Below are 26,658 nucleotides of genomic sequence, written 5' to 3'. Positions count from 1 at the left end.
TTCCCTGCCGTTCGGCGGCGGCAGGGAACGGGGGCGTCTGTACGTTGATCCGAAATGTTCAGCAATTGCGGCGTTTTTGTTCTTTTTTTCGAACGACCTATTGTCCTTTACCCCCTTTGATCCTAGGATCCGTTTGAGATTTCAAACGCTCTTTGATCGGGTGCCGAGCCGCACGTGTTTGCAACCGTGCACTATTCAGGTGCTTGAGCCCGGTAAATGATTTCCCTGACGGCAGCCTTGCGAGGCGCCTTTCTACAATCATAATTTTGCTCCGCGCTGGCCGCGGTGCTGTTAAGGAAAGCCGACATGCAGCTTAAAGACACCCAGTTGTTCCGCCAGCAAGCCTTCATCGATGGCGCTTGGGTCGACGCGGACAACGGTCAGACGATCAAGGTCAACAACCCGGCCACCGGCGAAATCCTTGGCACCGTGCCGAAGATGGGCGCTGCCGAAACCCGCCGCGCGATTGAAGCCGCTGACAAAGCGCTGCCGGCCTGGCGTGCACTGACCGCCAAGGAGCGTGCAGGCAAGCTGCGTCGCTGGTTCGAGCTGATCATCGAGAACCAGGAAGACCTGGCTCGCCTGATGACCCTGGAGCAGGGCAAGCCACTGGCCGAAGCCAAGGGCGAAATCGTTTACGCCGCTTCGTTCATCGAGTGGTTCGCCGAAGAAGCCAAGCGCATCTACGGTGACGTGATTCCGGGCCACCAGCCGGACAAGCGCCTGATCGTGATCAAGCAGCCGATCGGCGTGACCGCCGCGATCACCCCGTGGAACTTCCCGGCGGCGATGATCACCCGCAAGGCAGGTCCTGCGCTGGCCGCCGGTTGCACCATGGTGCTCAAGCCTGCTTCGCAAACCCCGTTCTCCGCTTTCGCCCTGGCCGAACTGGCCCAGCGCGCCGGCATTCCTAAAGGTGTGTTCAGCGTGGTGTCCGGCAGCGCCGGCGACATCGGCAGCGAGCTGACCAGCAACCCGATCGTGCGCAAACTGTCCTTCACCGGCTCGACCGAAATCGGTCGTCAGCTGATGTCGGAATGCGCCAAGGACATCAAGAAAGTCTCGCTGGAACTGGGCGGCAACGCGCCGTTCATCGTGTTCGACGACGCGGACCTGGATAAGGCCGTCGAAGGCGCGATCATTTCCAAGTACCGCAACAACGGCCAGACCTGCGTCTGCGCCAACCGTCTGTACATTCAGGACTCGGTTTACGACGCGTTTGCCGAGAAGCTGAAAGCAGCGGTCGCCAAGCTGAAGATCGGTAACGGTCTGGAAGACGGCACCACCACCGGTCCGCTGATCGATGAGAAAGCCGTGGCCAAGGTGCAAGAGCACATCGCTGACGCCGTGGCCAAAGGCGCCACCGTGCTGGCCGGCGGCAAGCAGATGGAAGGCAACTTCTTCGAGCCGACCATCCTGACCAACGTGCCGAAAAATGCTGCAGTGGCCAAGGAAGAAACCTTCGGTCCGCTGGCACCGCTGTTCCGCTTCAAAGACGAAGCCGAAGTGATCGCGATGTCGAACGACACCGAGTTCGGTCTAGCTTCGTACTTCTACGCTCGTGACCTGGGCCGTGTGTTCCGTGTGGCGGAAGCCCTGGAATACGGCATGGTCGGCGTCAACACCGGGCTGATCTCCAACGAAGTCGCGCCGTTCGGCGGCATCAAGGCTTCGGGCCTGGGCCGTGAAGGCTCCAAGTACGGCATCGAAGATTACCTGGAAATCAAATACCTCTGCCTGGGCATCTAAGCCTCGGTAGTAGATCGCTGTAAACGCAAAGGGCACGAGAGCGCTGTTCCTTTGCGTCGTTTCAAACCGGAATTTTCTCTGCGGCCGGGAACGCCGTGGCAGTCGATCATCGCATGCTGCCACCGCCGATTCCTCCCGCTTAATCCTTGAACCACGCCGCCCGATGAGCGGTGAATGAGGACTGTAATGAGCAAGACTAACGCTGACTTGATGGCCCGCCGTACCGCCGCTGTTCCACGTGGTGTTGGCCAGATTCACCCGATCTTCGCCGAGTCCGCGAAGAACGCGACCGTGACCGACGTTGAAGGTCGTGAATTCATCGACTTCGCCGGCGGTATCGCCGTGCTGAACACCGGCCACGTGCACCCGAAAATCATCGCCGCCGTGACCGAACAGCTGAACAAGCTGACCCACACCTGCTTCCAGGTACTGGCCTACGAGCCGTACGTTGAGCTGTGCGAAAAAATCAACGCTCGCGTACCGGGCGACTTCGCCAAGAAAACCCTGCTGGTGACCACCGGTTCCGAAGCGGTTGAAAACGCCGTGAAGATCGCCCGTGCTGCCACTGGCCGTGCTGGCGTGATCGCTTTCACCGGCGCTTACCACGGTCGCACCATGATGACCCTGGGCCTGACCGGTAAAGTCGTGCCTTACTCGGCCGGCATGGGCCTGATGCCAGGCGGCATCTTCCGGGCGCTGTACCCGAACGAACTGCACGGCGTGAGCATCGACGACTCGATCGCTTCCATCGAGCGCATCTTCAAGAACGACGCCGAGCCGAAAGACATCGCCGCGATCATCATCGAGCCTGTACAGGGTGAAGGTGGTTTCTACGTCGCGCCGAAAGAGTTCATGAAGCGTCTGCGTGCCCTGTGCGACCAGCACGGCATCCTGCTGATCGCTGACGAAGTGCAGACCGGCGCTGGCCGTACCGGCACTTTCTTCGCCATGGAACAGATGGGCGTTGCTGCCGACCTGACCACCTTCGCCAAATCCATCGCTGGCGGCTTCCCGCTGGCCGGTGTCTGCGGCAAGGCCGAGTACATGGACGCCATCGCTCCAGGCGGCCTGGGCGGCACCTACGCCGGTAGCCCGATCGCTTGCGCCGCGGCCCTGGCCGTGATGGAAGTGTTCGAAGAAGAAAAACTGCTGGATCGCTGCAAGGCTGTCGGCGAGCGTCTGGTCACCGGTCTGAAGGCTATCCAGGCCAAGTACCCGGTGATCGGCGAAGTCCGTGCCCTGGGCGCGATGATCGCGGTCGAGCTGTTCGAAAACGGCGACAGCCACAAGCCAAACCCGACTGCCGTGGCAGCGGTGGTGGCCAAGGCTCGCGACAAGGGCCTGATCCTGCTGTCCTGCGGCACCTACGGCAACGTTCTGCGCGTCCTGGTACCGCTGACCTCGCCGGATGAGCAACTGGACAAAGGTCTGGCGATCATCGAAGAGTGCTTCTCGGAGCTGTAATGCCGGGCACTGTGTGATCGGATCGACAAAAAACCCGCTTCGGCGGGTTTTTTTACGCTTGCTGAAACACATACCCCGCATTCGAGCTGTATCGAATCGCCAGCATTGGCTAAGGTTCAAGCATTGCTAGGGAGGGCGAGCATGACTGCCGTCGAATTACCCGCTGTACCCCGAGTCCTGATTGCCGAGGCCGACCCCTGGTCTCGTGACCTGCTCAAACAGGTTTTGCTTAACGTGCGCTGCGATGCGCGGCTGGATCTGTGCGCCGATGGCCAGGAGGCGATGTCTCTGCTCGGCGAAGTGCCCTATGACCTGGCGATCGTCGACTGGGAATTGCCTGGCGTCGACGGTTTGAACGTGTTGCGCAGTGTCCGCCAGCGCAAACGCAATCCGCCGCTGCCGTTCATTTTGATGAGCAGCCGCAACGACAGCGCCAGCGTGCGCGAAGCCCTGCCGCTGGCACCCACGGCCTATCTGGCCAAACCCCTGAACATGGAAAGCCTGACCGAGCGTTTGCAAGGGCTGCTGCTCAATGCCGGTCAGGAAGTATTTTGCGAAGTGCCCGCCCTGGCGCCGGGCATGACCCTGTCGGTGTTTCTCGAGCGCCGTCGCGAGCAGGCCGACGGTGCGCCACTGATGACCGACGTACAAGTGGCGGTCAAACGCAGCCTCCACCCCAACGGGCTGGATCTGAAGCTGCTGGAAGAGGAAATCCGCACCGACCCACAGATCACTGCGGTGTTGATCGCAGCAGCCAACAGCGCCGCTCAGCACCACGGCGCGGCGGTGCAGACTCTGGCGCAGGCGCTCCATCGCCTGGGCACCGGGCAAAGCATGAACCTGATTCTTGGCCTGGCGCTCAAGCGCAGTGCACGACTCAGCGACCCGTGTCTGGCCGACTACGCCGAGCGCTATTGGGGCCTGTCGCTGCACACCGCCGAGTACGCCCGCACCCTGGCGCGTCTGCTCGATCTGGATCAGGAGCGCTGCTATTGCGCCGGGATGCTTCATCGTCTCGGCGATCTGGCGCTGCTGCGTTGTCTGCAGGAGTGGAAGCAGGCCGGCGGCGAGCTGGATGAACTGGAAGAAGTCGGCGATGCGCTGGCGGAGTTCGGTGCCGCCTACGGTTCGGCATTGCGCACCCGCTGGCGCCTGCCACTGGAGCTGCGCGAGCTGATTGCCTCGGTCTACCAGCTCGGTGGCGGGGTGTATTCCCGTGAGGCGCTGGTGATGAACATGGCGGCGCAGATGGCGCGTCTGACCGAGCACGAGGGCGTCGAGGAACTGGCGAAGAGCCGCACGGCGCGCCTGCTCAAGATCGGCTTGCCGGAGCTGATGCGAATGCGCAAATAGCGCTTGTCCCGCATCAGCGCGGTGTTCAGGCCGAGATGATCCGGTTCTTGCCCTGACGCTTGGCCTCGTACATCGCGGCATCGGCCCGGGCGAACAGGCTGTCGAGGCTTTCGTCTTCCGGGGTGAGGCTGGTCAGACCCTGGCTGACGGTGATGCCGAACGTCTGTTCACCGTGGCTGAAGCTCAATCGCTGGATTTCCTGTTGCAGCCGCTCGGCCACCTGCATCGCCATATCCGGCGCGCAGCCCGGAAAAACCGCAGCGAACTCTTCACCGCCAATACGTCCGAACAGGTCTCCCCGGCGCAGCGAGGCACGCCCGCATTCGGCGATTCGTTGCAGCACGTTGTCGCCTTCCGGGTGACCGTAGGTGTCGTTGATCACCTTGAAGTCATCGATGTCCAGCAGCAGAAACGCCAGCGGCGCACCCTGCAGGCGGGCCTCTTCAAACTCGCGGTTGGCGCATTCGAAGAAGTGTCGACGGTTGCTGCTCTGGGTCAGCACGTCGGTGGTGGCCAGACGCTGCAGCTCGGTTTCCATCTGTTTCTTTTCGGTGATGTCCTCGGCGATGCCGACGATGATCACTGGTTGCCCCGGCTCTTCCTGGCGGTTGATGAAGCATTTGTCGCTGATCCAGCGCACCTGGCCGTCGGCGTCGATGATCCGGTATTCGCGGTCTTCCACGGCGCCCTTGTGCAGCACTTCGGCGAGGCTGCGTTCGGCGTACTCGAGGTCGTCGGGGTAGATGCTGTCGCGCCACTGGTTGTAGTCGGCCAGCAGCAGGGCGGCCGAGCGGCCGAAAATCCGTTCATAGGCGGGGCTGACGTACAGCACCTGACGGGTTTCCCAGTTGAAGGCCCAAAGCACGGCGTTGACGCTGACCAGCAGCGAGCTGAACAACTGTTCGCGTTCGCTCAGGCGCGCGACTTCACCCTGGGCGTGCATCAATGCCATCAGGGTTTGTGCGGCTTCGGGCCACTGGGGAAGGGATGAGTCTTTTTGATTGTTGTTGACCATCGACACGGATCTCAAAGGGCGTGCCGGGAAGTCGACAACAGCCACGGGACAGCCCGCCGGGGTGGCGAAGTGTCTTTGAGATAGGGGATCGCGGGTGAAGTTCCGAAGGGTGCGCCCGGGAGCCGGGCGCACCGATCAACGGCATCAGACGGCGGCAGGGCGCAGCGAGTAGGTTTTCAACTGGTCGGCGAATTCGCGCAGGGACTGGATGCCACTGGCCTCGGCCTCGTGCACCCATTCCTTGATGGCGGCGAGCATGTCGTGGCCATTTGCGCTGGTCTTGACCCAGATCTGCTGCAGGGCCAGGCGTTTCTCGTAGATTACCTTCAGCGCCTGGCTGTGCTCGAGCATGCTCTGGATGCGCGCGTGATGGCGATCCTCCAGCAGGCTGGTTTCACGGGAAAGCAGACGCTTGGCGCGGTGGAACTGATGGCGCACCGAATGATCGACCTTGGCCAGTTCCTGCTTGACCAGCGGCCCGATCACCAGCTTGCGGTACTGGGCCATGATCTGGAAACGGTTGTTGAGGATCGCCATGGCGGTGTCCATGTCCAGGCTGCCCTTGCCTTCGACACGGTGGGCGATCGGCGCAACGCGCTGCACCTTGGCCAGGCGCAGGAAACTGAAGACCTGAATCCAGGCCCAACCGAGGTCGAACTCCCACTTCTTGACCGAGAGCTTGGCCGAGTTGGGGTAGGTGTGATGGTTGTTGTGCAGCTCTTCGCCGCCGATCAGGATGCCCCATGGCACCAGATTGGTCGCGGCATCACGGCATTCGAAGTTGCGGTAGCCGATGGCATGGCCGAGACCGTTGACCACGCCGGCGGCCCAGACCGGGATCCACATCATCTGGATCGCCCAGATGGTGATGCCGATGGTGCCGAACAGCATCAGGTCGATGACCGCCATGATTGCGATGCCCAGCAGGCGATAGCGGCTGTAGAGGTTGCGCTCGATCCAGTCTTCCGGGCAGTTCTTACCGTAGATGCGCAGGGTCTCGGGGTTCTGCGCTTCTTCGCGGTACAGCTCGGCACCTTTGCGCAGGACGGTGGACAGGCCCTTGACGACCGGGCTGTGCGGGTCATCCTCGGTTTCGCATTTGGCGTGATGTTTGCGGTGGATGGCTGTCCACTCGCGGGTGTTCTGCGCCGTGGTCAGCCACAGCCAGAAACGGAAGAAATGCTTCAGCCCGGCATTCAGCTCCAGGGAGCGATGGGCCGAGTAGCGGTGCAAGTAGACCGTGACGGCAACGATCGTCACGTGGGTCATCAGCAGGGTGACGGCGACCAGTGACCAGGCCGACAAGCCAAGAAAACCTTCGTACCACATAGGCTATAGGGCCCTCGATAGAGAAAAAACAGCCGTTGCATTATCACCAAGCACACAGATAAAACCAGTCGCCCTTTCAGATAAGAGATGGCTGGATGTTTCTTGACCTATAATCCCGACATTTTTGTAGGGACATGGACGGCCGAATGTCTGCCACATACCGCGATGCCTTGCGTGCAGCGCTGCTTTACCTGGTTCTTGCCGTTGTCTGGCTACAAGGCATTGGCTATTTATTGAACAGTTTCTTCGATAGCTCTGACCAGTTGCTGCGTTGGCAACTGATCAACGGCTATGCCTTTGTGGTGTTCAGCGCCGGTTTGATCTTTCTTGCCCGGGCGCGCCTGTTCGAATGCCTGGGCATCGGTGCCCGGTTGCGCGAGCGCCAGGCCGATCGTGAACGCCTGCGTCAGGCCGCTGCGGTGTTTGATTGCACCCGCGAAGGCGTGCTGGTCACGGACCGCCAGGGGCTGATCGTGCACGTCAATCGCGCGTTCATGGAAATCACCGGTTACCAGCGTGAGGAAGTCATTGGCCAGCAGCCCAGCCTGTTCAAGTCCGGGCACCATCCTCCGGGTTTCTATCAGGCGATGTTCGCCACGCTGCAGGCGAAGGATGAATGGAGCGGCGAAATCTGGAACCGGCGCAAGAGCGGTGAAATTTATCCACAGTGGCAAACCATCCGGGTGATTCGCGACGAGGACGGTCGGCTCAGTCATTACGTCGCGGTGTTTTCCGACATCAGCGCGATCAAGGACTCCGAGCACGAGCTCAAGCACCTGGCCCACCACGATCCGCTGACCGACCTGCCCAACCGCCTGCTGTTCAGCGACCGCGCCGAACAGGCGCTGGCATCGGCGCAGACTCACAAGCGCGGCTGCGCGCTACTGATGATCGATCTGGACCACTTCAAACTGATCAACGACAGTCTCGGCCACAACATCGGTGACCGTTTGCTCAAGTCGGTCGCAGTGCGTTTGCAGGCGCTGTTCGGCTCCGGCATCACCCTGGCGCGGCTGGGCGGCGACGAGTTCGCGGTACTGATGGAAAGTTGTCCACAGCCGGCGCAGGCCGCAGCCCTGGCTCAATGGATTCTCGATGCACTCAAGGAGCCGTTCTGCCTCGACGGCCATGAACTCTTCATCAACGCCAGCCTCGGCATCAGCCTGTTTCCCAGTGATGCCCTGAGCGCCGAACAACTGCTGCGCAACGCCGATGCGGCGTTGTTCAAGGCCAAGAGCAGCGGCCGCAACGGCTACGCGCTGTACACCGAAGAACTCACCGCTCATGCCCAGCAACGGGTCGAAATCGCCTTCGAACTGCGCCGCGCACTGGAGCAACAAGAGCTGCGGGTCTACTACCAACCCGTGCACGATCTGAAAACCAGTCGCCTGATCGGCGTCGAGGCGCTGGTGCGCTGGGAGCATCCGCAGCGTGGTCTGGTGTCGCCGGCGGAATTTATCCCGATCGCCGAACGCACCGGGATGATCTCGGAAATCGACGCCTGGGTCATGCAGCAGGCCTGTCGGCAGATGTGCCAATGGCAGCAGGCCGGGGTGGTGCTGTCGTTTGTCGCGGTGAACGTTTCGTCGCGACTGTTCGCCCGCCGCGAGTTGTATCAACAGGTGGCGCAGGTGCTGCACGACACCGGCCTCGATCCGGCGTATCTGGAGCTGGAAGTCACCGAAAGTGCAGTCATGGATGACCCGGAAGTCGCGCTGGAGCAGATGCATCGTCTGCGCGAGCTGGGGATTCGTCTGGCCATCGATGACTTTGGCACCGGTTATTCGTCGCTGCTGCGGCTCAAGCGCCTGCCGGTACAGAAGCTGAAGATCGATCAGGGTTTCGTCGCAGGCCTGCCGTGGGACGAGGACGATGCAGCCATTGTCCGGGTGATCATCGCCCTGGCTCGCAGCATGGGTATGCAGGTACATGCCGAAGGCATCGAGCAGGCCGAGCAGGCGGCGTTCCTGCTGGAGCAGGCGTGCGATCTGGGGCAGGGCTACTGGTTCGGGCGGCCCGTGCCTGAAGCGCAGATCGACTGGGCCAGAGCGCCCGCAATCGGCTGAGGGACGTGCGCAGCGGGTTTGCGAGCGGGCAAATCCGCCGCAAACCCTTGCTGCATCACATAATGTTTTCCAGTTATATAAACATTCTTAAATAGTCTTTTTAAGAATATCTGCGCCTCTCTTATATTGCTCCCACGCCGAACGCAGTGCCGCCCACTGCCAGGCATATCCCATACAAAGGAGCAGCACCATGAGCGCATCCCTGCGTAGCGTTGACGGTCAGGACGAAACCACCATTCTGCGTGAAATCCAGAGCGCCTTGCGCGACCTGCGTTTCGGTGCAGTGGAAATCACTGTGCACAACGCGCAAGTGGTCCAGATCGAACGCAAAGAGAAATTCCGTCTGCAGCAACCGGGCAACAAACCGGGCTGAATCAAAAAGATTCCAGCCTGCGCCCGCTCTTGCCGGGGATCAATGCAAGAGTGGGCGCAGGCGGTGATCTTTATAGGCAACCCGATTTTCGCAATCCATAAGAAAAAGCCACCACCAAGAATTCCAGGAGCTTTCACCATGTCGTCGATTCGCCGTTACGCTTTGGCCGCCCTGGCCAGCGCTGTGTTTGCCGGTTCTGCGATTGCCAAGGATTACGAACTGCTCAACGTTTCGTATGACCCGACCCGCGAGCTGTATCAGGATTACAACGCCGAATTCGTGAAGTACTGGCAGGCAGAGCATGCCGGCGACACCGTGAAAATCCAGCAGTCCCACGGCGGTTCGGGCAAGCAGGGCCGTGCGGTGATCGACGGTCTGCGCGCTGACGTCGTGACCCTGGCCCTGGCCGGCGACATCGACGAAATCGCCAAACTCGGCAAGACCCTGCCGGCCGACTGGCAGAAGCGTCTGCCGGACGCCAGCACTCCGTACACCTCGACCATCGTGTTCCTGGTGCGCAAGGGCAACCCGAAAGGCATCAAGGACTGGGGCGATCTGATCAAGAACGACGTCTCGGTGATCACGCCGAACCCGAAAACCTCCGGCGGTGCACGCTGGAACTTCCTCGCGGCGTGGGCCTACGGCCTGAAAGCCAACGGCGGCAACGAAGCGAAAGCCAAGGAATACGTACAGACCCTGTTCAAGCACGTTCCGGTCCTGGACACCGGCGCCCGTGGCTCGACCATCACCTTCGTCAACAACGGTCAGGGTGACGTGTTGCTGGCCTGGGAAAACGAAGCCTTCCTGGCGCTGAAGGAAGACGGCGGCAAGGACAAGTTCGACATCGTCGTGCCTTCGCTGTCGATCCTCGCCGAACCTCCGGTGGCCGTGGTCGACAAGAACGCCGAAAAGAAGGGCAACGAGCAGATCGCCGAAGCCTACCTCAAACATCTGTACAGCCCGGCCGGCCAGGAAATCGCGGCGAAGAACTTCTACCGTCCGCGTGACAAGGACGTGGCCGCCAAGTACGCCCAGCAGTTCCCGAAACTGGAACTGGTGACCATCGACAAGGACTTCGGCGGCTGGAAAACCGCACAGCCGAAATTCTTCAACGACGGTGGCGTGTTCGACCAGATCTATCAGGCGCAGTAATCTGAAATAAGCTGCAACCGAGCTTTAGTGCCGGACACCCCATGTGGGAGCGAGCTTGCTCGCGAAGGCGGTGTGTCAGACAACGTAAGTGTTGAATGATGCTCCCTCTTCGCGAGCAAGCTCGCTCCCACATTAGTGCGTTCAGCGGAACGTTTTTTAACCAAGGACTTTTATGTCGCGTCGTATCTCCCCCGTCATACCCGGCTTCGGGCTGACGCTGGGCTACACCTTGGTGTACCTCAGCCTGATTGTGCTAATCCCGCTGGCGGCGATGTTCGTCCATGCCGCCCAACTCACCTGGGATCAGTTCTGGACGATCATCTCCGCGCCCCGCGTGCTCGCCGCACTGAAGCTGAGCTTCGGCACCGCGCTGTGCGCCGCGATCATCAACGGCATCATCGGCACGTTGCTGGCCTGGGTGCTGGTGCGCTACACGTTCCCGGGGCGCAAGGTGATCGATGCGATGATCGATCTGCCGTTTGCCCTGCCGACCGCGGTGGCCGGTATTGCGCTGACGGCGCTTTACACGCCGACCGGACTGGTCGGGCAGTTCGCCGCCGACCTCGGTTTCAAGATTGCCTACACCCCGCTCGGGATTACCCTGGCGCTGACCTTCGTGACCCTGCCGTTCGTGGTGCGCACGGTGCAGCCGGTGCTGGCCGACATTCCCCGTGAAGTCGAAGAAGCCGCGGCGTGCCTCGGCGCGAAACCTTTGCAGGTGTTTCGCCACATCCTGCTGCCGGCGCTGTTACCGGCCTGGCTGACCGGTTTTGCCCTGGCGTTTGCCCGGGGCGTCGGCGAGTACGGTTCGGTGATTTTCATCGCCGGCAACATGCCGATGAAAACCGAGATCCTGCCGCTGCTGATCATGGTCAAGCTCGACCAGTACGATTACACCGGCGCCACTTCCATCGGCGTGCTGATGTTGGTGGTTTCCTTCGTCCTGTTGCTGCTGATCAACTTGTTGCAGCGGCGCATCGAAACCCCATAAGGAGGCGCGAACCATGTCCCAATCGTCTATTGCGGCCGCTTCCTCGGCCAACGCTGCCCGCCGTGGCAGTGCCACTTCGCGCAGAGTGCTGATCGGCCTCGGCTGGCTGATTTTCTTCCTGTTTCTGGTGCTGCCGCTGTTCATCGTGGTGTCGCAGGGGCTGAAGAACGGCCTCGGCGCGTTCTTCACCGCGATCTTTGAACCGGATGCCTTGTCGGCCCTGAAACTCACCGTGATCGCGGTGCTGATTTCGGTGCCGCTGAACCTGGTGTTCGGCGTCAGTGCCGCGTGGTGCGTGAGCAAATACTCATTCCGTGGCAAGAGTATGCTGGTGACGCTGATCGACCTGCCGTTCTCGGTATCGCCGGTGATCGCAGGTTTAGTTTATGTGTTGATGTTCGGCGCTCAGGGCCTGTTCGGGCCGTGGCTGCAGGATCACGACATCCAGATCGTCTTCGCCCTGCCGGGCATCGTGCTGGCGACGATCTTCGTCACCGTGCCGTTCGTGGCCCGTGAGCTGATCCCGCTGATGCAGGAACAAGGCACTCAGGAAGAGGAAGCCGCGCGCCTGCTCGGCGCCAACGGCTGGCAGATGTTCTGGCACGTGACCGTCCCCAACATCAAATGGGGCCTGATCTATGGCGTGGTGCTGTGTACCGCGCGGGCCATGGGTGAGTTCGGTGCGGTGTCGGTGGTTTCCGGGCACATTCGCGGGGTGACCAACACCTTGCCGCTGCACGTCGAGATCCTCTACAACGAATACAACCACGTGGCCGCGTTCGCCGTGGCGAGCCTGTTGCTGATCCTGGCGCTCTTCATCCTGCTGCTCAAGCAGTGGAGCGAAAACCGTATCAACCGCCTGCGCGCCAGCGCCGCGGAGGAATAATTCATGTCGATCGAAGTGCGTAACGTCAGCAAGAATTTCAATGCGTTCAAGGCGCTGGACAACATCAGCCTGGACATCCACAGCGGTGAGCTGGTGGCGCTGCTCGGCCCGTCCGGCTGCGGCAAGACCACCTTGCTGCGCATTATTGCCGGTCTGGAAACCCCGGATAACGGCAACATCGTGTTCCACGGCGAAGACGTGTCCGGCCACGACGTGCGGGATCGCAACGTCGGTTTCGTGTTCCAGCACTACGCTTTGTTCCGCCACATGACGGTGTTCGACAACGTCGCGTTCGGCCTGCGCATGAAGCCGAAAAATCAGCGCCCGACTGAAAGCCAGATCGCGACCAAGGTCCACGAGCTGCTGAACATGGTGCAACTGGACTGGTTGTCGGATCGTTACCCGGAGCAACTGTCCGGCGGTCAGCGTCAGCGTATCGCCCTGGCCCGCGCCCTGGCGGTGGAGCCGAAGGTGCTGCTGCTCGACGAACCGTTCGGCGCCCTCGACGCCAAGGTGCGAAAAGAGCTGCGCCGCTGGCTGGCGCGCCTGCACGAAGACATCAACCTGACCTCGGTGTTCGTGACCCACGACCAGGAAGAGGCGATGGAAGTGGCCGACCGCATCGTGGTGATGAACAAGGGTGTGATCGAGCAGATCGGCTCACCGGGCGATGTCTACGAAAACCCGGCCAGCGATTTCGTCTATCACTTCCTCGGCGATTCGAACCGTCTGCATCTGGGGGATGACAACCACGTACTGTTCCGCCCGCACGAAGTGTCGCTGTCGCGGCATGAGCTGGAAGATCACCATGCCGCTGAAGTCCGCGATATCCGGCCGCTGGGCGCAACCACGCGGGTGACGTTGAAGGTTGAAGGCCAGGCTGATCTGATCGAGGCGGAAGTGGTGAAAGATCACGACAGCCTGACCGGGTTGGCCAAGGGAGAGACGTTGTTCTTCAAGCCGAAGGTCTGGCAGAAAGTCGCCAGCCTCTGAAAGCATCGCTCGTTCCCACGCCGAGCGTGGGAACGAGCGAGCCGGGCAGCGGTTCAGGCAGCCGCACGATTTGGATTGACCCGCACCACACCCGCCCGCGCCTCGATCTGCTCTTTCAGCTCATGCCGCATCCCGAGCATGAACGCCAGTTCGGCCACCACAAACAACGGCCCGACGATCAACCCGCTCAAGTCATCGACGAACGCCGGTTTGCGCCCCTCGTAATGGTGCCCGACAAACTGGATCACCCAGCCAATCACAAACATCGCAAGACCTGCGCTCAGCCAGACCATGGTGCTCTGCTGCGCCAGAACATGCCCGGCCCAGACCGACAACCCCATCAACACGGTCATCAGAACCCCGAGCTTCAGTTCCAGTCGCAGGTAAAACCACGCCGAAGCAAGGGCGGCAATCACCGCCGGGGAAATCCACAATCCGCCCACCGACCATTCCGGCCGCGACAACAGCACGGCCACCGCCACCACAATCAGCGGAATCCCGATAAAGTGGCTGGCGATGTTGCGCGGGTCACGGTGGTAAGCGGCGTATTGACTCAAATGATCGACGAGGCTTTTCATTGTTGTTCCTCCTGTAGGTTGATCGAATCATGCCCCGGGTTCACGGTTCGCTCTGTCAGGCAGGCGACAATCTTTAGGAGAATGCATGGATAAGGTCTGGCGCGCGCGCCTGCTGACCGGGCAATGGTTCAGTCATCTGCCTTCGTCCTTTCAGGATAGTCTGCTGGCGGCAGCCCGGGAGCGGCGGCTGGCGGCGGGGCAGCGCTTGTTCCAGCGCGGTGATGCGCCGTGCGGGCTGTACGCGGTGCTCGACGGCGCGGTACGCATCGGCGCGGTCAGCGAGCAGGGCAAGGAGGCGTTGCTCAGTCTGGTGGAGGCGCCGCACTGGTTCGGCGAAATTTGCCTGTTCGATGGTCAGCCCCGCACCCATGACGCTTACGCGGTCGGGCCTTGCACCCTGTTGCACATTCCCCAGGCCACGCTGCTGAAACTGCTCGACGAACATCCCGTTTACTGGCGGCATCTGGCGTTGTTGATGAGCCACAAACTGCGCCTGACCTTCATCAATCTCGAACAATTGAGTTTGCTGTCGGCGCCGGCGCGTCTGGCCCATCGTTTGCTGATGATCGCCGAAGGCTACGGTGAACTCGCCCCGCCACGCCGGGTGCTGCAACTGCCCCAGGAACAGTTGGCGTCGATGCTGTCGCTGTCGCGGCAGACCACCAACCAGATCCTCAAGGAGTTGCAGGGGCAGGGGATTATCGGCTTGAGTTATGGGGAGATCGAAATCCTCGACGCCGCGCGATTGCGCGCGCTGGCGACCCTCTGAAGAACACGTGTTCCCCTGTGGGATCGATGTTGTTTCTACGAACCGCGATAAGTGGAGAAGCCATACGGGCTCAGCAGCAACGGAATGTGATAGTGCTGATCCGTCTGCTTCACTTTAAAGATCACCGGAATCTCCGGGAAAAACGTCTCGTGTTTGGCCTTCTCGAAGTACTCGCCAGTCTTGAACACCACCCGATATTCACCCGCCTCGAACGGCTTGTTCGCCGGGAACAGTTCGGCGATCCGCCCCTGTTCATTGGTAGTGCCCTGCGCCAGCGGCTGCCAGTCCTGGCCCATGTGGCGTTCCAGCGTCACGTTGATGCCCGGCGACGGCAGGCCGTTTTCCAGATTGAGTACGTGCACGCTCAGCGGGTTGCCGGCGGCCAGCGCCAGGCTCGAAAAGGCGCTCAAGCCAAGCGCGGTAAAAGTCATGCGCAGTGGGGTCATGGTGATGCTCCTGGGTTCAAGTACGGTTGATGGACAGGCCGACGATTTCGGCAGCCTTGATCGCGCAGTTTTCGTCCTGCTCGCCGCCGCCGAGCAACAGCAGCTCATCGAGGGTGTTGAGGTTGGCGGTTTCCGGGTTGCTTCGGGCACGCTCGGCGAACAGCCGGGTCGGGGTTTTCGTCGATAGCGCGGTGTAGGCCTTGCGTTGGCTGGCGGCGGTGTTATGCGGGCCGATACCGTCGCCGCGCAAGGTCACCAGAAGGTTGCCGCCTCGGTCGAGCACCGACACCGTGCCGGTGCAGTTTTCCAGCGCCGCGTCGGCCAGCAGCCGTGCGGTTTTCAAATCGAGATCGGCGTGACGTGGCAGCTCAGGCGCGGCGAACGCGGCGGTGCCGAGGCCGATTGCCAGGCTGGCGATCAAGTATTTAGCGGACATGGGCAGGCTCCAAAAGCGAAGGCCGCCACCTTATCCGCCGGTTCCCGTCGAAACCTCGTCAGCCGGATTACAAGTTTGTAATGGGCAACGCCGCAGAAGGGGCCTAGCCTGTGCTTCTGATCAATCGAGGTGTGCCATGCGTTTGCTGGTTGTAGAAGATGAAGCCAAAACCGCGAATTTCCTCGCCAAAGGGCTGGGCGAGTCGGGTTTCGCTGTTGATGTGGCGCTGAATGGCCTCGACGGGCGCTACTTCATCGAGCAGCAGGCATATGACCTGATCATCCTCGACGTGATGCTGCCGGGCCTCAATGGGTGGCAATTGCTCCAGCTGATCCGCCAGCGTGGCGCCACGCCGGTGCTGTTCCTGACGGCGAAGGACGCCATCGAAGACCGCGTGCGCGGCCTCGAACTGGGGGCCGATGACTATTTGCTCAAGCCGTTCGCCTTCGCCGAATTGCTCGCGCGGGTGCGCACATTGTTGCGGCGCGGGCCTATGCGTGAGACCGAGTCGTATAGCATCGTCGATCTGGAAATCGACGTGCTGCGCCGCCGGGTCAGCCGTGGCGGCCAGCGCATCGCCCTGACCAACAAGGAATTCGCCCTCCTGCATTTGCTCGCCAGCCGACAGGGTGAAGTGCTGTCGCGCACGCTGATCGCTTCGCAGGTGTGGAACCTGAATTTCGACAGCGACACCAACATGGTCGAAGTCGCAGTGCGCCGCTTGCGTTCGAAAGTCGATGATCCGTACATGCCCAAACTGATCCACACTGTGCGCGGGGTCGGCTATCAACTCGAAGCGCCTGACGATGCGCGCTAGATCCATCGCCTGGCGTCTGGCCCTGGCGTTCGCTGCCGTCTGTGCGTTGGTGCTCAGCGCGATCGGCGTGTTCCTGTATCGCTCGCTGGCGTCGGAAATCGCCTGGCGCGACGACATGGCCTTGCTCGGTCGTCTGGAACAGGTGCGCGCATTGCTCGCCGACAGTGACAGCCTCGACGCCTTGCAGGCGCGGCCACGGCTGTACCAGAACATGCTCGGCAATCTCGACAGTCTGCTGCTGGTACAACGCGCTGACGGCTCGAATGTGATCACGATCAACCCTCGCCAACGCGCACTGCCGTCCGTGCAGGCCATCCCCCGGGATCAACCGCCGCAACGCCGCGATGTGCTGACCTGGAAGGCGCCCGACGGTGTCGAGCTGGCCCTGTTATCAGGTCAGGCCCAAGGGCCGAACGGCGAAGCATTGACCGTGATCGCCGGCAAGGTCTTGAACGAGCGCGAGCAGATGCTCGGCAGCTATCGCCTGCGCTTGTATCTGGCCGTCGGCCTGGGTGCCATGCTCGCTTTCACGCTGGGCCTGTTGCTGTTGCGCCGAGGCTTGCGGCCTCTGCGCAAGCTGAGTGAAGCGCTGCGCGGCATCGACCTGCGCAGCCTCGACCAACGCGTTCCCACCGCCGGCACGCCAGCGGAATTGCTGGAGCCGGTCCACGCGCTGAACGGGATGCTGGTGCGGCTGGACGACGGCTTCCAGCGCCTCTCACAGTTTTCCGCCGACCTTGCCCACGAAATCCGCACGCCCCTGCACACCTTGCTCGCAAGCAACGGCCAGGCACTGAATTACCCGCGCAGCAGCACCGAGTATCAGGAAGTGCTGGCGTCGAACATGGAAGAGTTCGAACGGCTCAAGCGCATGGCCGAAAACCTGATGTTTCTCGCCCGCGCAGAGCAGGCTGAACGGGCGCTCGATCTGCGCACGCTGGAGTTGCACGAAATCGGCGATGAGTTGTGCGACTACTTCGAATCCCTGGCCGATGACCGGGAAATCCGCCTCGAAAACACGTTCAGCGGAGAGTTGCTGGCGGATCAGCAACTGCTGCAACGCGCCTTGGGTAACCTGCTGGCCAACGCCGTACGCCATGCCGACGCCGGCTCGGTCATCAGCCTGCGCCGGCGCGATGAGCCGGGCATGTGCTGGCTGCAGGTCCACAACCTCGGCCCGGTCATCGCAGAAAAGCATCTGGGCAAACTGTTCGACCGCTTTTACCGCGTCGACCCGTCCCGCTCCGAACCAGGAGATTCCGGCGGCTTGGGACTGGCGATCGTGCAGTCGATCATGCAACTGCATGGGGGGCGGGTGCGGGTGAGTAGTGAAGTTAAGGGAACAGTTTTTGAGCTTGGTTTCCCTCTTGAGGCACCGAGGAGGGTGAATTCTCATGATTGATTTGATTCGAGGTTTGGAAATCACCGTCGCCGGTAGCTCCGTAGGGACACTCGTTCGTGGGCAGTCCGGCATGGAGAGCGTGTTCAGATACTGTGAGGGCGTGAACGCTGAGAATGCTGTTTCGCTAACGATGTCAGCTCGAATGGAAAACTACGGCTGGGAGCGAGGTGTTCATCCGATCTTCGAGATGAATTTGCCAGAAGGGGCATTGCGCGATGAATTGAATCGACGCTTCGGCGAAGCAGTTCGTAACTTCGATGCTTTTGCGTTACTGGCAATAGTGGGTTCAAGTCAGCTAGGCCGGCTGGCAGTAGCCTGCGAATCGGTCACAGATCATCAGCCCGAAACGTTATTGTCCGATCTTTTGATACATGACGGCGTTCATGGCTTGTTTGACGATCTGTTGCACAAACATGGCCAGTATTCCGGTGTTTCAGGCGTGCAGCCTAAGGTGCTGGTACGCGATGGTGTGACAGCCGCTCTTTTCCCGATTCACCGAGGCTCCACACATCTGGTCAAAGCCTTCCGTCCCGAAGAGTTTCCCGAGCTGGCGACCAACGAGTACTTCTGTATGCGCGCCGCAACGCTTAGCGGACTTGAAGTGCCAAAGTTTGAATTGAGTGAGCAGGGCAAGTTTCTGGTGGTCGAGCGTTTTGACCTGCTTGAGCATGGCTATCTGGGTTTCGAAGACTTTTGCGTACTCAACGGCTGGCCTTCCAGAGCCAAATACGATGGTTCTTACGAAGGCGCTGCGCGACAGATCAAGGCCTTTGTTTCGCCTGCGTTGTTGAGTCAGGCGCTGGAAGCTTTTTTCAAGATCGTAGCGCTGTCAGCGGGACTGAAAAACGGCGATGCGCATCTGAAGAACTTCGGTGTGCTGTATGACCATTGTGGCGCGCAGGCCTCGATCCGGCTGGCCCCGGCATACGACATCATCACTACATCGGTTTACATCAGGAACGACAGCCTGGCCTTGCTGTTGGGCGGGTCGAAGGCATGGCCCAAGCACAAGGCGCTCATCCGCTTCGGTCGTACGGCGTGCAATCTCACTGAAGGTCGCTGCAATGAACTACTGCAGCAAGTTGTTCATGGCATGCAGAAGGCGATGGAGGAAATGCTTGAGCATTGCCGAACCCATCAGTCATTCGCCGAGGTGGGTACGGCAATGATCGAGCAGTGGGAGTCCGGGATTGAACGCAGTCTGACCAAGGGTTGAATGCCCCATGTGCGCTCAGCGCAACTGATCCCGAAACTGCCCTGGCGTCATCCCCGTCCAGCGCTTGAACGCGCGGCTGAAGCTGCTCGTATCAGCAAACCCCAACAGATAACTGACCTCGCTCAGCGAGCATTGCGGATCGCGCAGGTGCAGCAGCGCGAGGTTCTCGCGGCTTTCATTCAGCAGGGTGTCGAAGCGACAACCCTCGTCCGCCAGATGCCGTTGCAGGCTGCGCAGGCTCAGGTGCAGGGCCTGGGCGATGCGTTCGGCGCTGGGTTCGCCTTCGGGCAGTTGTTCTTCGATGGCGTCGCGCACCTTGCGCTCCCAGGTCAGCGGCTTGAGCTGGGCGAGGGTGCGTTTGAGCACCGCTTCGTTGTGTTCGGCCAGTTCCGGGTTGGCGTCGTCGAGGTGGCTGTCGAAGTCGGTGAGGGCGAATTCGATGCGGTCTTCCTCGGCGGAAAAATGCACCGGTGAGCGGAACACCTTGTGCCATTGGTGCGCATCGGCGGGTTCCGGGCGGCGCAGGTACACCGCCAGCGGCGCGTAGTCGCGGCCCAGGCGATTGCGGCAGGTACGCACGTAGATCGCGGCGAAGGCGTCGATGGCTTCGAAGGCCGGGGCGGGGTTGTCGGCCGGGATTTTCAGGCGAAACCGGTAGCGGTCTTCGCTGCGCGTCAGCTCCAGCTCCAGCGCGTCGCTGACGACTTGGTGATAGCGCACGATCCGTTCGAACACTTCCCGCAGGCTGCCGCTGGCCACCAACGCATAGCCCAACGCGTGAAACGTCGTGGGGCTGACGAACCGCGACACCCGTAAACCGATCGCCGGATCACCGCTGACCTGCACCGCGATTTCCCACAGGCGCGTGGTGGCGGACAACGGATAGCGGGCGTTCGGGTCGTCCATCAATTGCGGATCGAGCCCGGCCTGCTGGCACAGGGCAGTGCTGTCCAGCCCCAGCGCGTCGAGTTGCTTGCGCAGGGCACGGGTCCAGCTGGCGAGAGAAGTCGGTTCCTTCATGCTGATTGGCGCTTCCGGTCAACAGGTTGGCGTTCTCGGCTACCGCGTCCGGACCCTGCGCGGGGCAGGATGCGAACATCAATAACCAGAGGATGGAAGCATGGACCGTACTTCTGCAAGTCCCCAGCGACACAATGCTGCCCAGCGATCAGCGCATATTCGCGAAGTGGTGCTGGCCAAAGGCGTCGAGCTGCGCGAGCGCTACCCGATTCTCAAGCATCAGGACGCCCTCGGCGCGGGGGTTCTGGCCTTCGCCCTGGCCGGGATGATCGGCTCGGCGGCGCTCTACATCACTGGGCATATGGCGTGGTGGGCGTGCCTGTTGCTCAACGCGTTTTTCGCCTCGCTGACCCATGAGCTGGAGCACGACCTGATTCACAGTATGTATTTCCGCAAACAGCGCGTGCCGCACAACCTGATGATGGGCCTGGTGTGGCTGGCGCGGCCGAGCACGATCAACCCGTGGATCCGCCGTCATCTGCACCTCAATCACCACAAGGTCTCTGGCACTGAAACCGACATGGAAGAACGGGCGATCACCAACGGCGAGCCATGGGGTTTGGCGCGGTTGCTGATGGTCGGCGACAACGTGATGTCGGCGTTCATCCGCATGCTGCGGGCCAAAACCTGGGCGCACAAGTTCAGCATCATCAAGCGTTCGCTGAAGGTCTACGCGCCGCTGGCGCTGGTGCATTGGGGCGCGTGGTATGTGTTTCTCGGGTTCCATGCGGCCAACGGCATCGCTTACCTGATGGGCTCGCCGATCGAATGGTCAGCGACCACGTTGTCGGTGATGCAAGTGATCGATATTGCCGCCGTGGTGATCATCGGTCCGAATGTGTTGCGTACGTTTTGCCTGCACTTCATCAGCTCGAACATGCATTACTACGGCGATGTGGAGCCGGGCAATGTGCTTCAGCAATGCCAGGTGTTGAACCCTTGGTGGCTGTGGCCGTTGCAGACGTTCTGCTTCAACTTTGGCAGTAGCCACGGGATTCATCATTTTGTGGTGAAGGAGCCGTTTTACATTCGCCAGCTGACGGTGCCGGTGGCGCACAAGGTGATGCGGGAGATGGGGGTTCGGTTCAATGATTTCGGGACGTTCGGGCGGGCGAACCGGTTTGTTCGCAAGGAAGAAATCCTGCAGAAAGAAGTGCAGACGGCTCAGGCTTGAAGGTATCCGAAGCTATCGCCGGCTAACCGGCGATAGCCCTGCATAAGCCACCCTCAATCCGGCTGAAACGGCGACTCACTGAGAATCACCCCGGTCTCCTCCACATACCGCTGCCAATGCTCGATCAGCGCATCTAGCTTTTGCGGTTGACTCGATGCCAGGTCATGAATCTCCCCCGGATCACTGCCCAAATCATAAAGCTGCCACGTCGCCGGCCCCACTGGTCCGGGGATCCACACCGCCTTCCACTGCCCCTGCCGAATCGCCCGGCGTCCGAACAATTCCCAACCGGTGACGGTGTGTTCGTCATGCACGTGCGCCGTTTCGCCCGATAAGAAACCCAACCATGATTTACCGCGCAACGGCGCCACCGGTTTGCCGTGCCACTGCTTGCCCGGATGGCGCACGCCGGCCAGATCGAGGATGGTCGGCGTGATGTCCATCACCGTGCCGAAACCATGGCTGATCTGGCCCTTCAACGGCAACTGCGGATAGTGCAGCAGCGCCGGAACGCGAATCCCTCCCTCGGTGGTGAAGGCCTTGAACAGGCGTGACGGCGCGGTCGCCACCTGCGCCCAGTTCGGCCCGTACCAGACGTAGGAATTGGCGCGGCCGATGTTGTCGAGGCTGTTGTCGTAATGCTGGCTCAGATACGTCACCAGCTCCGGGCCGAATTTCGGAAAGGCCTCCAGCAGCGCGCCTTCGGCACCGTTGTCGGACATGAACAGGATGAAGGTGTTGTCGAGCTGGCCCTGCTGGCGCAGGTAGTCGACGACGCGGCCGATGTTCCAGTCCATGCGCTCGACCATCGCAGCGTAGACCTCCATCGCCCGGACGGAAATCCGTTTTTGCTCATCGCTCAGCGCAGCCCATTGCGCGGTCAGCTGGATCAGCGGATGCGGTTCGACATCCGGTTCGAGAAGCCCCAGCGATTTGAGTTTTTCCAGTCGCTCGAGGCGCAGCACTTCCGGCCCCGCGTCGTAGCGGCCGCGGTATTTTTCGACAATGTCGGCGGGCGCCTGCAACGGCCAGTGCGGTGCGGAAAACGGCAGGTAGGCGAAGAACGGCCGGCTCTGGTCGCGCTCCTTGAGGTACTGCAACAGCTTGTCGCCGAAGGCGTCGGAGGAATAGAAATCCTTGGGCAGTTCATCGATGAAAGTGTCGTCCTCGATGTACAGCGCCGGGGTGGATTTCAGCAGGCCGGGCGTGTGTTCATCGTAGGTCGGTTCGAATCCGTAGTGGTTCGCCGCGCCGGGCAGCAGCGAGAACGAACGCTCGAAGCCACGGGCGTGGGGCGCCAGTTCGGCGGTCAGGCCCAGATGCCATTTGCCGCTCATCAAGGTCTGATAACCGGCCTCGCGCAGCAACTCCGGCAACGCGACGACACGGTCGTTGAGGTAACCCTCGTAACCCGGTTTGCCGATCAGCTCCGGGGTCAGGGTTTCGGCCATGGTGCCGATGCCGGCGATGTGGTGATCGGTGCCGGTCAGCAGCATCGAGCGGGTCGGCGAGCAGGTCGGTGCAGTGTGAAAATCGGTCAGTCGCAGGCCGTTGTTGGCCAGGGCATCGAGGTTCGGCGTGGCGATTTCGCCGCCGAAGGCACCGATGTCGGAGAAGCCGAGGTCATCGGCCAGAATCACCAGAAAGTTGGGACGTTGCGGCATCAACAGGCTCCTGTTCAGCAGGCAATGAACGACAACGGCAGATCACGGATCTGTACTGGCACGCTCGGTTGGTAATGGTCATCACTGGTCAGTTCGTGCAGCAGTTCTTCGCGCAATTGATGGAAGTCGAAACTGCTGCGCTGGCGCGGATGGGGCAGGGCGATGTTCACCACCTGTTTGATCCGGCCGGGGCGCGGTTCCATCACCACCACGCGGTCGGCGAGGAAAATCGCTTCCTCGACATCGTGCGTTACCAGAATCATGGTGATCTTTGCCCGCTCACGGATCGCCAGCAGTTCGTCCTGCATCTGCTGGCGGGTCAGCGCGTCGAGGGCGCCGAAGGGTTCGTCGAGCAGCAGGATTCGTGGGCTCGCCACCAGCCCGCGAGCAATCGCCACGCGCTGGGCCATGCCGCCGGAAAGTTGATGCGGATAGGCGCGGGTGAAGTCGCGCAGGCCCACCAGTTCGATGAAATCGTTGACGCGCTGCTGCTTTTCAGCGGCGCTCAGCGGCTCGTTGACCAGGCCCAGGCCGATGTTGTCGGCCACCGTCAGCCACGGGAACAAACGGTGTTCCTGAAACACGATGCCGCGTTCGCCGCCGATGCCGCTGACGGCTTTGCCATCGACCGTGATCTGCCCGCGAAATTGCGTGTCGAGCCCCACCAGCAAGCGCAGCAGGGTGGACTTGCCGCAGCCGCTGGAGCCGACGATGGCGACGAATTCGCCCTCGGCGATGTCGAGGTTGAATTCGCGGATCGCCTCCAGTTCGAAGCCGTCGACGTCGAAGGATTTGCCTACGTGGTTGAAGCTGACAATCGGTGCGTTCATGCGTGTCTCCAGCGGGTGGCGCGGATTTCCAGGCGTTGGCCAATGAGGTTGAGCAGGGCGCCGGTTAGGCCGACCAGCAGCATCCCGGCCATGATCAGATCCATGCGCAGCAGTTGTTGGGCGCCGATCATCTGGCTGCCGATGCCGCCGTTGGACGGCATGAAATATTCGGCGCCGATGGTGCCGAGCCAGGCGTAGATCAGGCTCAGTCGAAGGCCGGCGAAAATCCCCGGCGCGGCGCCTGGAAAAACCAGTCGGCGCAGGCGTTGAGCGAGGCTAAGGCGCAGTACCTGTGCGGCTTCGTTGAGTTGCGGCGATAGGTTGGCGACGCTGCGTTGAGTCGCAACAAACAATGGAAAGAAAGCGGCGAGAGCGACGAACACCCACTTGGCCAGTTCGCCCAGACCGAACCATGCGGTGAGCAGCGGAACCCAGGCAAAAATCGCGATCTGACGAAGGGCGGCGAGGGTCGGGCCGAGCACGCGTTCGCTGGTACGCGACAGCCCCAGCAGCAAGCCCAGCACGAGGCCGAGGCCGCCGCCAATCAACAGGCCGCCGAGTGTGCGGCCGAGGCTCAGGGCCATGCCGCTGATCAGCGTACCGTCGAGCAGGCCGTGTTTTGTGGCTTCCAACACGGCCAACGGGCTGACCAGAATGTTGGCGTCCACCCACTGCTGATCGACCGCCAGTTGCCACAGCGCAAACAGCCCCAACGGCAACAGCCACGGCTGCACGCGCTGCCAGCCTTCATAACGCGGCCCGCGACGAATTTCCGCCGTGGCCGGGTACGGCCAGTGCACCAGTTTCCTGTCCAGCAGACCGATGCCGCGATCCATTGCCACGCCGATCAGGCCGATCACCACGATGCACACGAACACGATATCGAGCATGAACAACTGACGCGCCCAGACCATCAGGTAACCGATGCCTTCGCTGGAGGCCAGCAGCTCCACGGCGAGCAACGAAGTCCAGCCAGCGGCCAGGGCCAGACGTACGCCGGCCATGAATGCCGGGAGGGCGGCGGGCAGCACCAGTCGGCGGATCAACAGGCGCGGCGGCAAACGTAATACAGCGGCGGCTTCACGCAATTTGGGCTGCGCATCGCGCACGCCGACCAGCGTGTGCAGGGTCACCGGCACCACGATGGCCTTGACCAGCACCACCAGTTTCAGCGTCTCGCCGATGCCGAAAAACACCATGAACAGCGGAATCCACGCCAGCGTCGGCACCTGGGCCAGGCCGGCGAAAGTCGGGAAGATCAGGCGTTCGAGACGACGACTGAAGCCCAGCGCCGCACCGAGTACCGCGCCAGCGGCAACGCCCGCCAACAAGCCCCAGAACAACCGTTGCAGGCTGATCCACAAGTGACTCCACAACTCGCCCTGGGACAGCTCGACGGCGCTGTTCCACACCAGCGACGGCGCCGGCAGGATCTGTTCGCTCATCCATTGATTGCGCGCCGCCAGCCACCACAGGGTGAACAGTCCGAGCGGCAATATCCAGGGTAAAACGCGATGGCTCAGGCTTGGCCAGGTGCGCCGGTTTTTCAGCGGCGGTGCGGCCAGTGGCAGGCTGAGCAGGGATTCACGGGCCATGGGTGACCTCCGTTGTCGGGTTGGATCGTGTCAGCGGAATTAGCGGTGAACTAATAGTTATAAGTGAATTAAAAAATAATCATTTTGGAGATAAGCAGCGCCATTTAAGGCCTCCAGCCCTGCACGCATCCAATGCATTCGAAGAATATTTTCGATGCTCTCCATGCATACAGCTCTGCATGTCCCGACTTTGCTGGCTTAGCTTGAAAGGCTATAAAAATGTGCTTTTTAAGTATTTAAGTGCTGATGCGGATTGCGCCTACTTTCGGCTCCTCAATGCCCGCCGTGATCAGGAGCCGCACCCATGAACCTTCCCTTCAAACGTGTCATCAGTCTGTTTGCCGCGCCGGCACTGGCGGGCCTGCTGGCGTTCTCTGCCCAGGCCGACGAGCTCAAGGAAATCAGGATTGCCGTGCCTGATCTGAGCGCGGGTACTCAACACAGCGGCGGGGGCATCGTGGACGTCCTGCGTGATCAACAGATCTTCGAAAAGGCCTTCGCCGATCAGGGCATCAAGATTCAGTGGAGCTTCTTCAAGGGCGCCGGCCCGGTGATCAACGAGGCGTTCGCCAACGGTCAGGTGGACCTGGCGTATCTGGGGGATCTGGCGGCCATCATCGGCAAGTCCAACGGGCTGGATACACGGCTGCTGAGTGCCAGTGCCCGGGGTGTTAAGCAATACCTCGGCGTGGTGCCGGGTTCGGGGATCAAGACGTTGCAGGATCTCAAAGGCAAGCGCGTGGCGATCTTCCGGGGCACCGCGACCCAGTTGTCGTTCGATGCCGCGTTGGCCAGCGTGGGCCTGAGCGAGAAGGACGTGAAGGTGATCAACCTCGATTTCAACGCGGCGGTAGCGGCGCTGGCGGCGAAGCAGATCGATGCGTCGTGGGGCAGCTCCGGGCTGACCGCCTTGCAAGCCAAGGGCCTGGCCGAGTTGCCTCTGAACACCAAGGACCTCGGCGGCGCCGGCAGCGTGCAGTCAGTTCTGGTGGGCACCGGCAAGTTTGTCGACGGGCATCCGGAAGCCGTGGCGAAGCTGCTCAAGGCGCAGCAACAGGCGGTGGAGTGGCTGACCCAGGACAGCAACAAGGACGCTTACGTGCAGCTTGTGTCGGGGCTGGCGAGCTATCCGCCGGTGATCCTCACCCAGGATCTGAAGGATCAGAATCTGAGCGAAGTCTTCCCGTCGACACTCGATCCACTGTTCCTTGAAAACCTGCAGGGCAAGGTGGATCTGGCGGCGCAGCAGAAGCTGATCCGCAAGCCGTTCAAGGTGAACGAGTGGGTCGCGCCAGAGCTGGCGGCGGCGAAGCTCTGAATGACGCGATCCTTCCCACATT

The 26,658-nt window shown here is 61.3% G+C and carries 24 protein-coding genes; 15 read left to right on the top strand and 9 right to left on the bottom strand.

Features of this window, described 5'->3' with window-relative positions:
- Positions 1–306 precede the first annotated feature (306 nt).
- The 3 genes from gabD to ACKLNA_RS23145 all read left to right on the top strand — a co-directional run bounded on the left by gabD (position 307) and on the right by ACKLNA_RS23145 (position 4,566).
- Entirely contained in the window at positions 307–1,749 is a 1,443-nt protein-coding gene (gene gabD, locus ACKLNA_RS23155) for an NADP-dependent succinate-semialdehyde dehydrogenase (RefSeq protein WP_085712649.1), read from the top strand.
- A 186-nt stretch (positions 1,750–1,935) separates the two neighbouring features.
- Positions 1,936–3,213: a 4-aminobutyrate--2-oxoglutarate transaminase gene (gabT, locus tag ACKLNA_RS23150; RefSeq protein ID WP_085684283.1), complete on the top strand. Its 1,278-nt coding sequence runs from the start codon at positions 1,936–1,938 to the stop codon at positions 3,211–3,213.
- A gap of 141 nt (positions 3,214–3,354) precedes the next feature.
- Entirely contained in the window at positions 3,355–4,566 is a 1,212-nt protein-coding gene (locus tag ACKLNA_RS23145; protein ID WP_114880967.1) for a response regulator, read from the top strand.
- A gap of 25 nt (positions 4,567–4,591) precedes the next feature.
- On the opposite strand, the gene ACKLNA_RS23140 is transcribed toward ACKLNA_RS23145, so the two are convergent.
- On the bottom strand, positions 4,592–5,581 hold the full coding sequence (locus ACKLNA_RS23140; RefSeq protein ID WP_114880968.1) for a sensor domain-containing diguanylate cyclase: 990 nt from the start codon (positions 5,579–5,581) through the stop codon (positions 4,592–4,594).
- A 144-nt stretch (positions 5,582–5,725) separates the two neighbouring features.
- Positions 5,726–6,910 (bottom strand): delta-9 fatty acid desaturase DesA, encoded by a 1,185-nt coding sequence (desA, locus tag ACKLNA_RS23135; RefSeq protein WP_408987206.1) that lies wholly within the window; start codon positions 6,908–6,910, stop codon positions 5,726–5,728.
- A 146-nt stretch (positions 6,911–7,056) separates the two neighbouring features.
- On the opposite strand from desA, the gene dibA reads away from it, so the two are divergent.
- The 6 genes from dibA to ACKLNA_RS23105 all read left to right on the top strand — a co-directional run bounded on the left by dibA (position 7,057) and on the right by ACKLNA_RS23105 (position 13,371).
- Positions 7,057–8,976, top strand: a complete 1,920-nt coding sequence (gene dibA / locus ACKLNA_RS23130; RefSeq protein WP_408987205.1) for a phosphodiesterase DibA — start codon at positions 7,057–7,059, stop codon at positions 8,974–8,976.
- A 190-nt stretch (positions 8,977–9,166) separates the two neighbouring features.
- Positions 9,167–9,349: a sulfur starvation response protein OscA gene (oscA, locus tag ACKLNA_RS23125; RefSeq protein ID WP_127648463.1), complete on the top strand. Its 183-nt coding sequence runs from the start codon at positions 9,167–9,169 to the stop codon at positions 9,347–9,349.
- A 138-nt stretch (positions 9,350–9,487) separates the two neighbouring features.
- Positions 9,488–10,501 carry a sulfate ABC transporter substrate-binding protein gene (locus tag ACKLNA_RS23120; protein WP_408987204.1) on the top strand — a complete coding sequence of 338 codons (1,014 nt, stop codon included), beginning with the start codon at positions 9,488–9,490 and terminating at the stop codon, positions 10,499–10,501.
- 172 nt (positions 10,502–10,673) lie between these two features.
- On the top strand, positions 10,674–11,492 hold the full coding sequence (gene cysT / locus ACKLNA_RS23115; protein WP_007952818.1) for a sulfate ABC transporter permease subunit CysT: 819 nt from the start codon (positions 10,674–10,676) through the stop codon (positions 11,490–11,492).
- A 13-nt stretch (positions 11,493–11,505) separates the two neighbouring features.
- Positions 11,506–12,378 (top strand): sulfate ABC transporter permease subunit CysW, encoded by an 873-nt coding sequence (cysW, locus tag ACKLNA_RS23110; RefSeq protein WP_003220512.1) that lies wholly within the window; start codon positions 11,506–11,508, stop codon positions 12,376–12,378.
- 3 nt (positions 12,379–12,381) lie between these two features.
- Positions 12,382–13,371: a sulfate/molybdate ABC transporter ATP-binding protein gene (locus ACKLNA_RS23105; protein ID WP_119428565.1), complete on the top strand. Its 990-nt coding sequence runs from the start codon at positions 12,382–12,384 to the stop codon at positions 13,369–13,371.
- A 53-nt stretch (positions 13,372–13,424) separates the two neighbouring features.
- Here the strand turns inward: ACKLNA_RS23105 and ACKLNA_RS23100 are convergent, their stop codons facing one another.
- The gene (locus ACKLNA_RS23100; RefSeq protein ID WP_408987203.1) at positions 13,425–13,949 is read right to left on the bottom strand and encodes a DUF962 domain-containing protein; all 525 of its coding nucleotides are present in this window, start codon (positions 13,947–13,949) and stop codon (positions 13,425–13,427) included.
- 85 nt (positions 13,950–14,034) lie between these two features.
- Between ACKLNA_RS23100 and ACKLNA_RS23095 the strand changes: the two genes are divergently transcribed.
- Complete coding sequence (locus ACKLNA_RS23095) at positions 14,035–14,718, top strand: Crp/Fnr family transcriptional regulator (RefSeq protein ID WP_408987202.1); 684 nt, start codon at positions 14,035–14,037, stop codon at positions 14,716–14,718.
- A gap of 35 nt (positions 14,719–14,753) precedes the next feature.
- On the opposite strand, the gene uraH is transcribed toward ACKLNA_RS23095, so the two are convergent.
- Positions 14,754–15,164 (bottom strand): hydroxyisourate hydrolase, encoded by a 411-nt coding sequence (gene uraH, locus ACKLNA_RS23090; protein ID WP_408987201.1) that lies wholly within the window; start codon positions 15,162–15,164, stop codon positions 14,754–14,756.
- A gap of 16 nt (positions 15,165–15,180) precedes the next feature.
- Positions 15,181–15,600: a GlcG/HbpS family heme-binding protein gene (locus ACKLNA_RS23085; protein WP_408987200.1), complete on the bottom strand. Its 420-nt coding sequence runs from the start codon at positions 15,598–15,600 to the stop codon at positions 15,181–15,183.
- Positions 15,601–15,736: 136 nt separating this feature from the next.
- Between ACKLNA_RS23085 and ACKLNA_RS23080 the strand changes: the two genes are divergently transcribed.
- From ACKLNA_RS23080 to ACKLNA_RS23070, 3 genes are read left to right on the top strand one after another with little or no spacing between them, the layout of a single operon-like run.
- Positions 15,737–16,417 carry a heavy metal response regulator transcription factor gene (locus ACKLNA_RS23080; RefSeq protein WP_408987199.1) on the top strand — a complete coding sequence of 227 codons (681 nt, stop codon included), beginning with the start codon at positions 15,737–15,739 and terminating at the stop codon, positions 16,415–16,417.
- Entirely contained in the window at positions 16,407–17,819 is a 1,413-nt protein-coding gene (locus tag ACKLNA_RS23075) for a heavy metal sensor histidine kinase (RefSeq protein ID WP_408987198.1), read from the top strand. The genes ACKLNA_RS23080 and ACKLNA_RS23075 overlap by 11 nt, the downstream gene beginning before the upstream one ends.
- On the top strand, positions 17,812–19,035 hold the full coding sequence (locus ACKLNA_RS23070) for a type II toxin-antitoxin system HipA family toxin (protein ID WP_408987197.1): 1,224 nt from the start codon (positions 17,812–17,814) through the stop codon (positions 19,033–19,035). The genes ACKLNA_RS23075 and ACKLNA_RS23070 overlap by 8 nt, the downstream gene beginning before the upstream one ends.
- A 15-nt stretch (positions 19,036–19,050) precedes the next feature.
- On the opposite strand, the gene ACKLNA_RS23065 is transcribed toward ACKLNA_RS23070, so the two are convergent.
- Positions 19,051–20,055, bottom strand: a complete 1,005-nt coding sequence (locus tag ACKLNA_RS23065; protein ID WP_085733379.1) for an AraC family transcriptional regulator — start codon at positions 20,053–20,055, stop codon at positions 19,051–19,053.
- A gap of 100 nt (positions 20,056–20,155) precedes the next feature.
- On the opposite strand from ACKLNA_RS23065, the gene ACKLNA_RS23060 reads away from it, so the two are divergent.
- On the top strand, positions 20,156–21,229 hold the full coding sequence (locus ACKLNA_RS23060) for a fatty acid desaturase (RefSeq protein ID WP_408987196.1): 1,074 nt from the start codon (positions 20,156–20,158) through the stop codon (positions 21,227–21,229).
- A gap of 53 nt (positions 21,230–21,282) precedes the next feature.
- Here ACKLNA_RS23060 and ACKLNA_RS23055 read toward each other — a convergent pair whose 3' ends face one another.
- From ACKLNA_RS23055 to ACKLNA_RS23045, 3 genes are read right to left on the bottom strand one after another with little or no spacing between them, the layout of a single operon-like run.
- Positions 21,283–22,893, bottom strand: a complete 1,611-nt coding sequence (locus tag ACKLNA_RS23055) for an arylsulfatase (RefSeq protein WP_408987195.1) — start codon at positions 22,891–22,893, stop codon at positions 21,283–21,285.
- Between the two features lie 14 nt (positions 22,894–22,907).
- Complete coding sequence (locus tag ACKLNA_RS23050; protein WP_408987194.1) at positions 22,908–23,723, bottom strand: ABC transporter ATP-binding protein; 816 nt, start codon at positions 23,721–23,723, stop codon at positions 22,908–22,910.
- Entirely contained in the window at positions 23,720–25,318 is a 1,599-nt protein-coding gene (locus ACKLNA_RS23045) for an ABC transporter permease (protein WP_408987193.1), read from the bottom strand. The genes ACKLNA_RS23050 and ACKLNA_RS23045 overlap by 4 nt, the downstream gene beginning before the upstream one ends.
- A gap of 304 nt (positions 25,319–25,622) precedes the next feature.
- On the opposite strand from ACKLNA_RS23045, the gene ACKLNA_RS23040 reads away from it, so the two are divergent.
- Complete coding sequence (locus ACKLNA_RS23040; RefSeq protein ID WP_011331920.1) at positions 25,623–26,636, top strand: ABC transporter substrate-binding protein; 1,014 nt, start codon at positions 25,623–25,625, stop codon at positions 26,634–26,636.
- The last annotated feature ends 22 nt before the right edge of the window (positions 26,637–26,658 follow it).

This window comes from Pseudomonas sp. UV AK001 (genome assembly GCF_046097675.1).
Taxonomy (GTDB): domain Bacteria; phylum Pseudomonadota; class Gammaproteobacteria; order Pseudomonadales; family Pseudomonadaceae; genus Aquipseudomonas; species Aquipseudomonas kribbensis.
This window is presented reverse-complemented; position numbering and strand designations above follow the sequence as displayed.

Excerpts from the sequence above, each read along its gene's own strand:
- oscA (WP_127648463.1), top strand. The coding sequence starts at position 9,167 with ATGAGCGCATCCCTGCGTAGCGTTGACGGTCAGGACGAAACCACCATT.
- ACKLNA_RS23050 (WP_408987194.1), bottom strand. The coding sequence starts at position 23,723 with ATGAACGCACCGATTGTCAGCTTCAACCACGTAGGCAAATCCTTCGAC.
- ACKLNA_RS23105 (WP_119428565.1), top strand. The coding sequence starts at position 12,382 with ATGTCGATCGAAGTGCGTAACGTCAGCAAGAATTTCAATGCGTTCAAG.
- cysT (WP_007952818.1), top strand. The coding sequence starts at position 10,674 with ATGTCGCGTCGTATCTCCCCCGTCATACCCGGCTTCGGGCTGACGCTG.
- ACKLNA_RS23040 (WP_011331920.1), top strand. The coding sequence starts at position 25,623 with ATGAACCTTCCCTTCAAACGTGTCATCAGTCTGTTTGCCGCGCCGGCA.
- ACKLNA_RS23045 (WP_408987193.1), bottom strand. The coding sequence starts at position 25,318 with ATGGCCCGTGAATCCCTGCTCAGCCTGCCACTGGCCGCACCGCCGCTG.
- ACKLNA_RS23120 (WP_408987204.1), top strand. The coding sequence starts at position 9,488 with ATGTCGTCGATTCGCCGTTACGCTTTGGCCGCCCTGGCCAGCGCTGTG.
- desA (WP_408987206.1), bottom strand. The coding sequence starts at position 6,910 with ATGTGGTACGAAGGTTTTCTTGGCTTGTCGGCCTGGTCACTGGTCGCC.
- ACKLNA_RS23145 (WP_114880967.1), top strand. The coding sequence starts at position 3,355 with ATGACTGCCGTCGAATTACCCGCTGTACCCCGAGTCCTGATTGCCGAG.
- ACKLNA_RS23065 (WP_085733379.1), bottom strand. The coding sequence starts at position 20,055 with ATGAAGGAACCGACTTCTCTCGCCAGCTGGACCCGTGCCCTGCGCAAG.
- ACKLNA_RS23060 (WP_408987196.1), top strand. The coding sequence starts at position 20,156 with ATGGACCGTACTTCTGCAAGTCCCCAGCGACACAATGCTGCCCAGCGA.
- ACKLNA_RS23075 (WP_408987198.1), top strand. The coding sequence starts at position 16,407 with ATGCGCGCTAGATCCATCGCCTGGCGTCTGGCCCTGGCGTTCGCTGCC.
- ACKLNA_RS23085 (WP_408987200.1), bottom strand. The coding sequence starts at position 15,600 with ATGTCCGCTAAATACTTGATCGCCAGCCTGGCAATCGGCCTCGGCACC.
- gabD (WP_085712649.1), top strand. The coding sequence starts at position 307 with ATGCAGCTTAAAGACACCCAGTTGTTCCGCCAGCAAGCCTTCATCGAT.
- ACKLNA_RS23140 (WP_114880968.1), bottom strand. The coding sequence starts at position 5,581 with ATGGTCAACAACAATCAAAAAGACTCATCCCTTCCCCAGTGGCCCGAA.
- dibA (WP_408987205.1), top strand. The coding sequence starts at position 7,057 with ATGTCTGCCACATACCGCGATGCCTTGCGTGCAGCGCTGCTTTACCTG.
- ACKLNA_RS23070 (WP_408987197.1), top strand. The coding sequence starts at position 17,812 with ATGATTGATTTGATTCGAGGTTTGGAAATCACCGTCGCCGGTAGCTCC.
- ACKLNA_RS23100 (WP_408987203.1), bottom strand. The coding sequence starts at position 13,949 with ATGAAAAGCCTCGTCGATCATTTGAGTCAATACGCCGCTTACCACCGT.
- uraH (WP_408987201.1), bottom strand. The coding sequence starts at position 15,164 with ATGACCCCACTGCGCATGACTTTTACCGCGCTTGGCTTGAGCGCCTTT.
- cysW (WP_003220512.1), top strand. The coding sequence starts at position 11,506 with ATGTCCCAATCGTCTATTGCGGCCGCTTCCTCGGCCAACGCTGCCCGC.
- gabT (WP_085684283.1), top strand. The coding sequence starts at position 1,936 with ATGAGCAAGACTAACGCTGACTTGATGGCCCGCCGTACCGCCGCTGTT.
- ACKLNA_RS23095 (WP_408987202.1), top strand. The coding sequence starts at position 14,035 with ATGGATAAGGTCTGGCGCGCGCGCCTGCTGACCGGGCAATGGTTCAGT.
- ACKLNA_RS23080 (WP_408987199.1), top strand. The coding sequence starts at position 15,737 with ATGCGTTTGCTGGTTGTAGAAGATGAAGCCAAAACCGCGAATTTCCTC.
- ACKLNA_RS23055 (WP_408987195.1), bottom strand. The coding sequence starts at position 22,893 with ATGCCGCAACGTCCCAACTTTCTGGTGATTCTGGCCGATGACCTCGGC.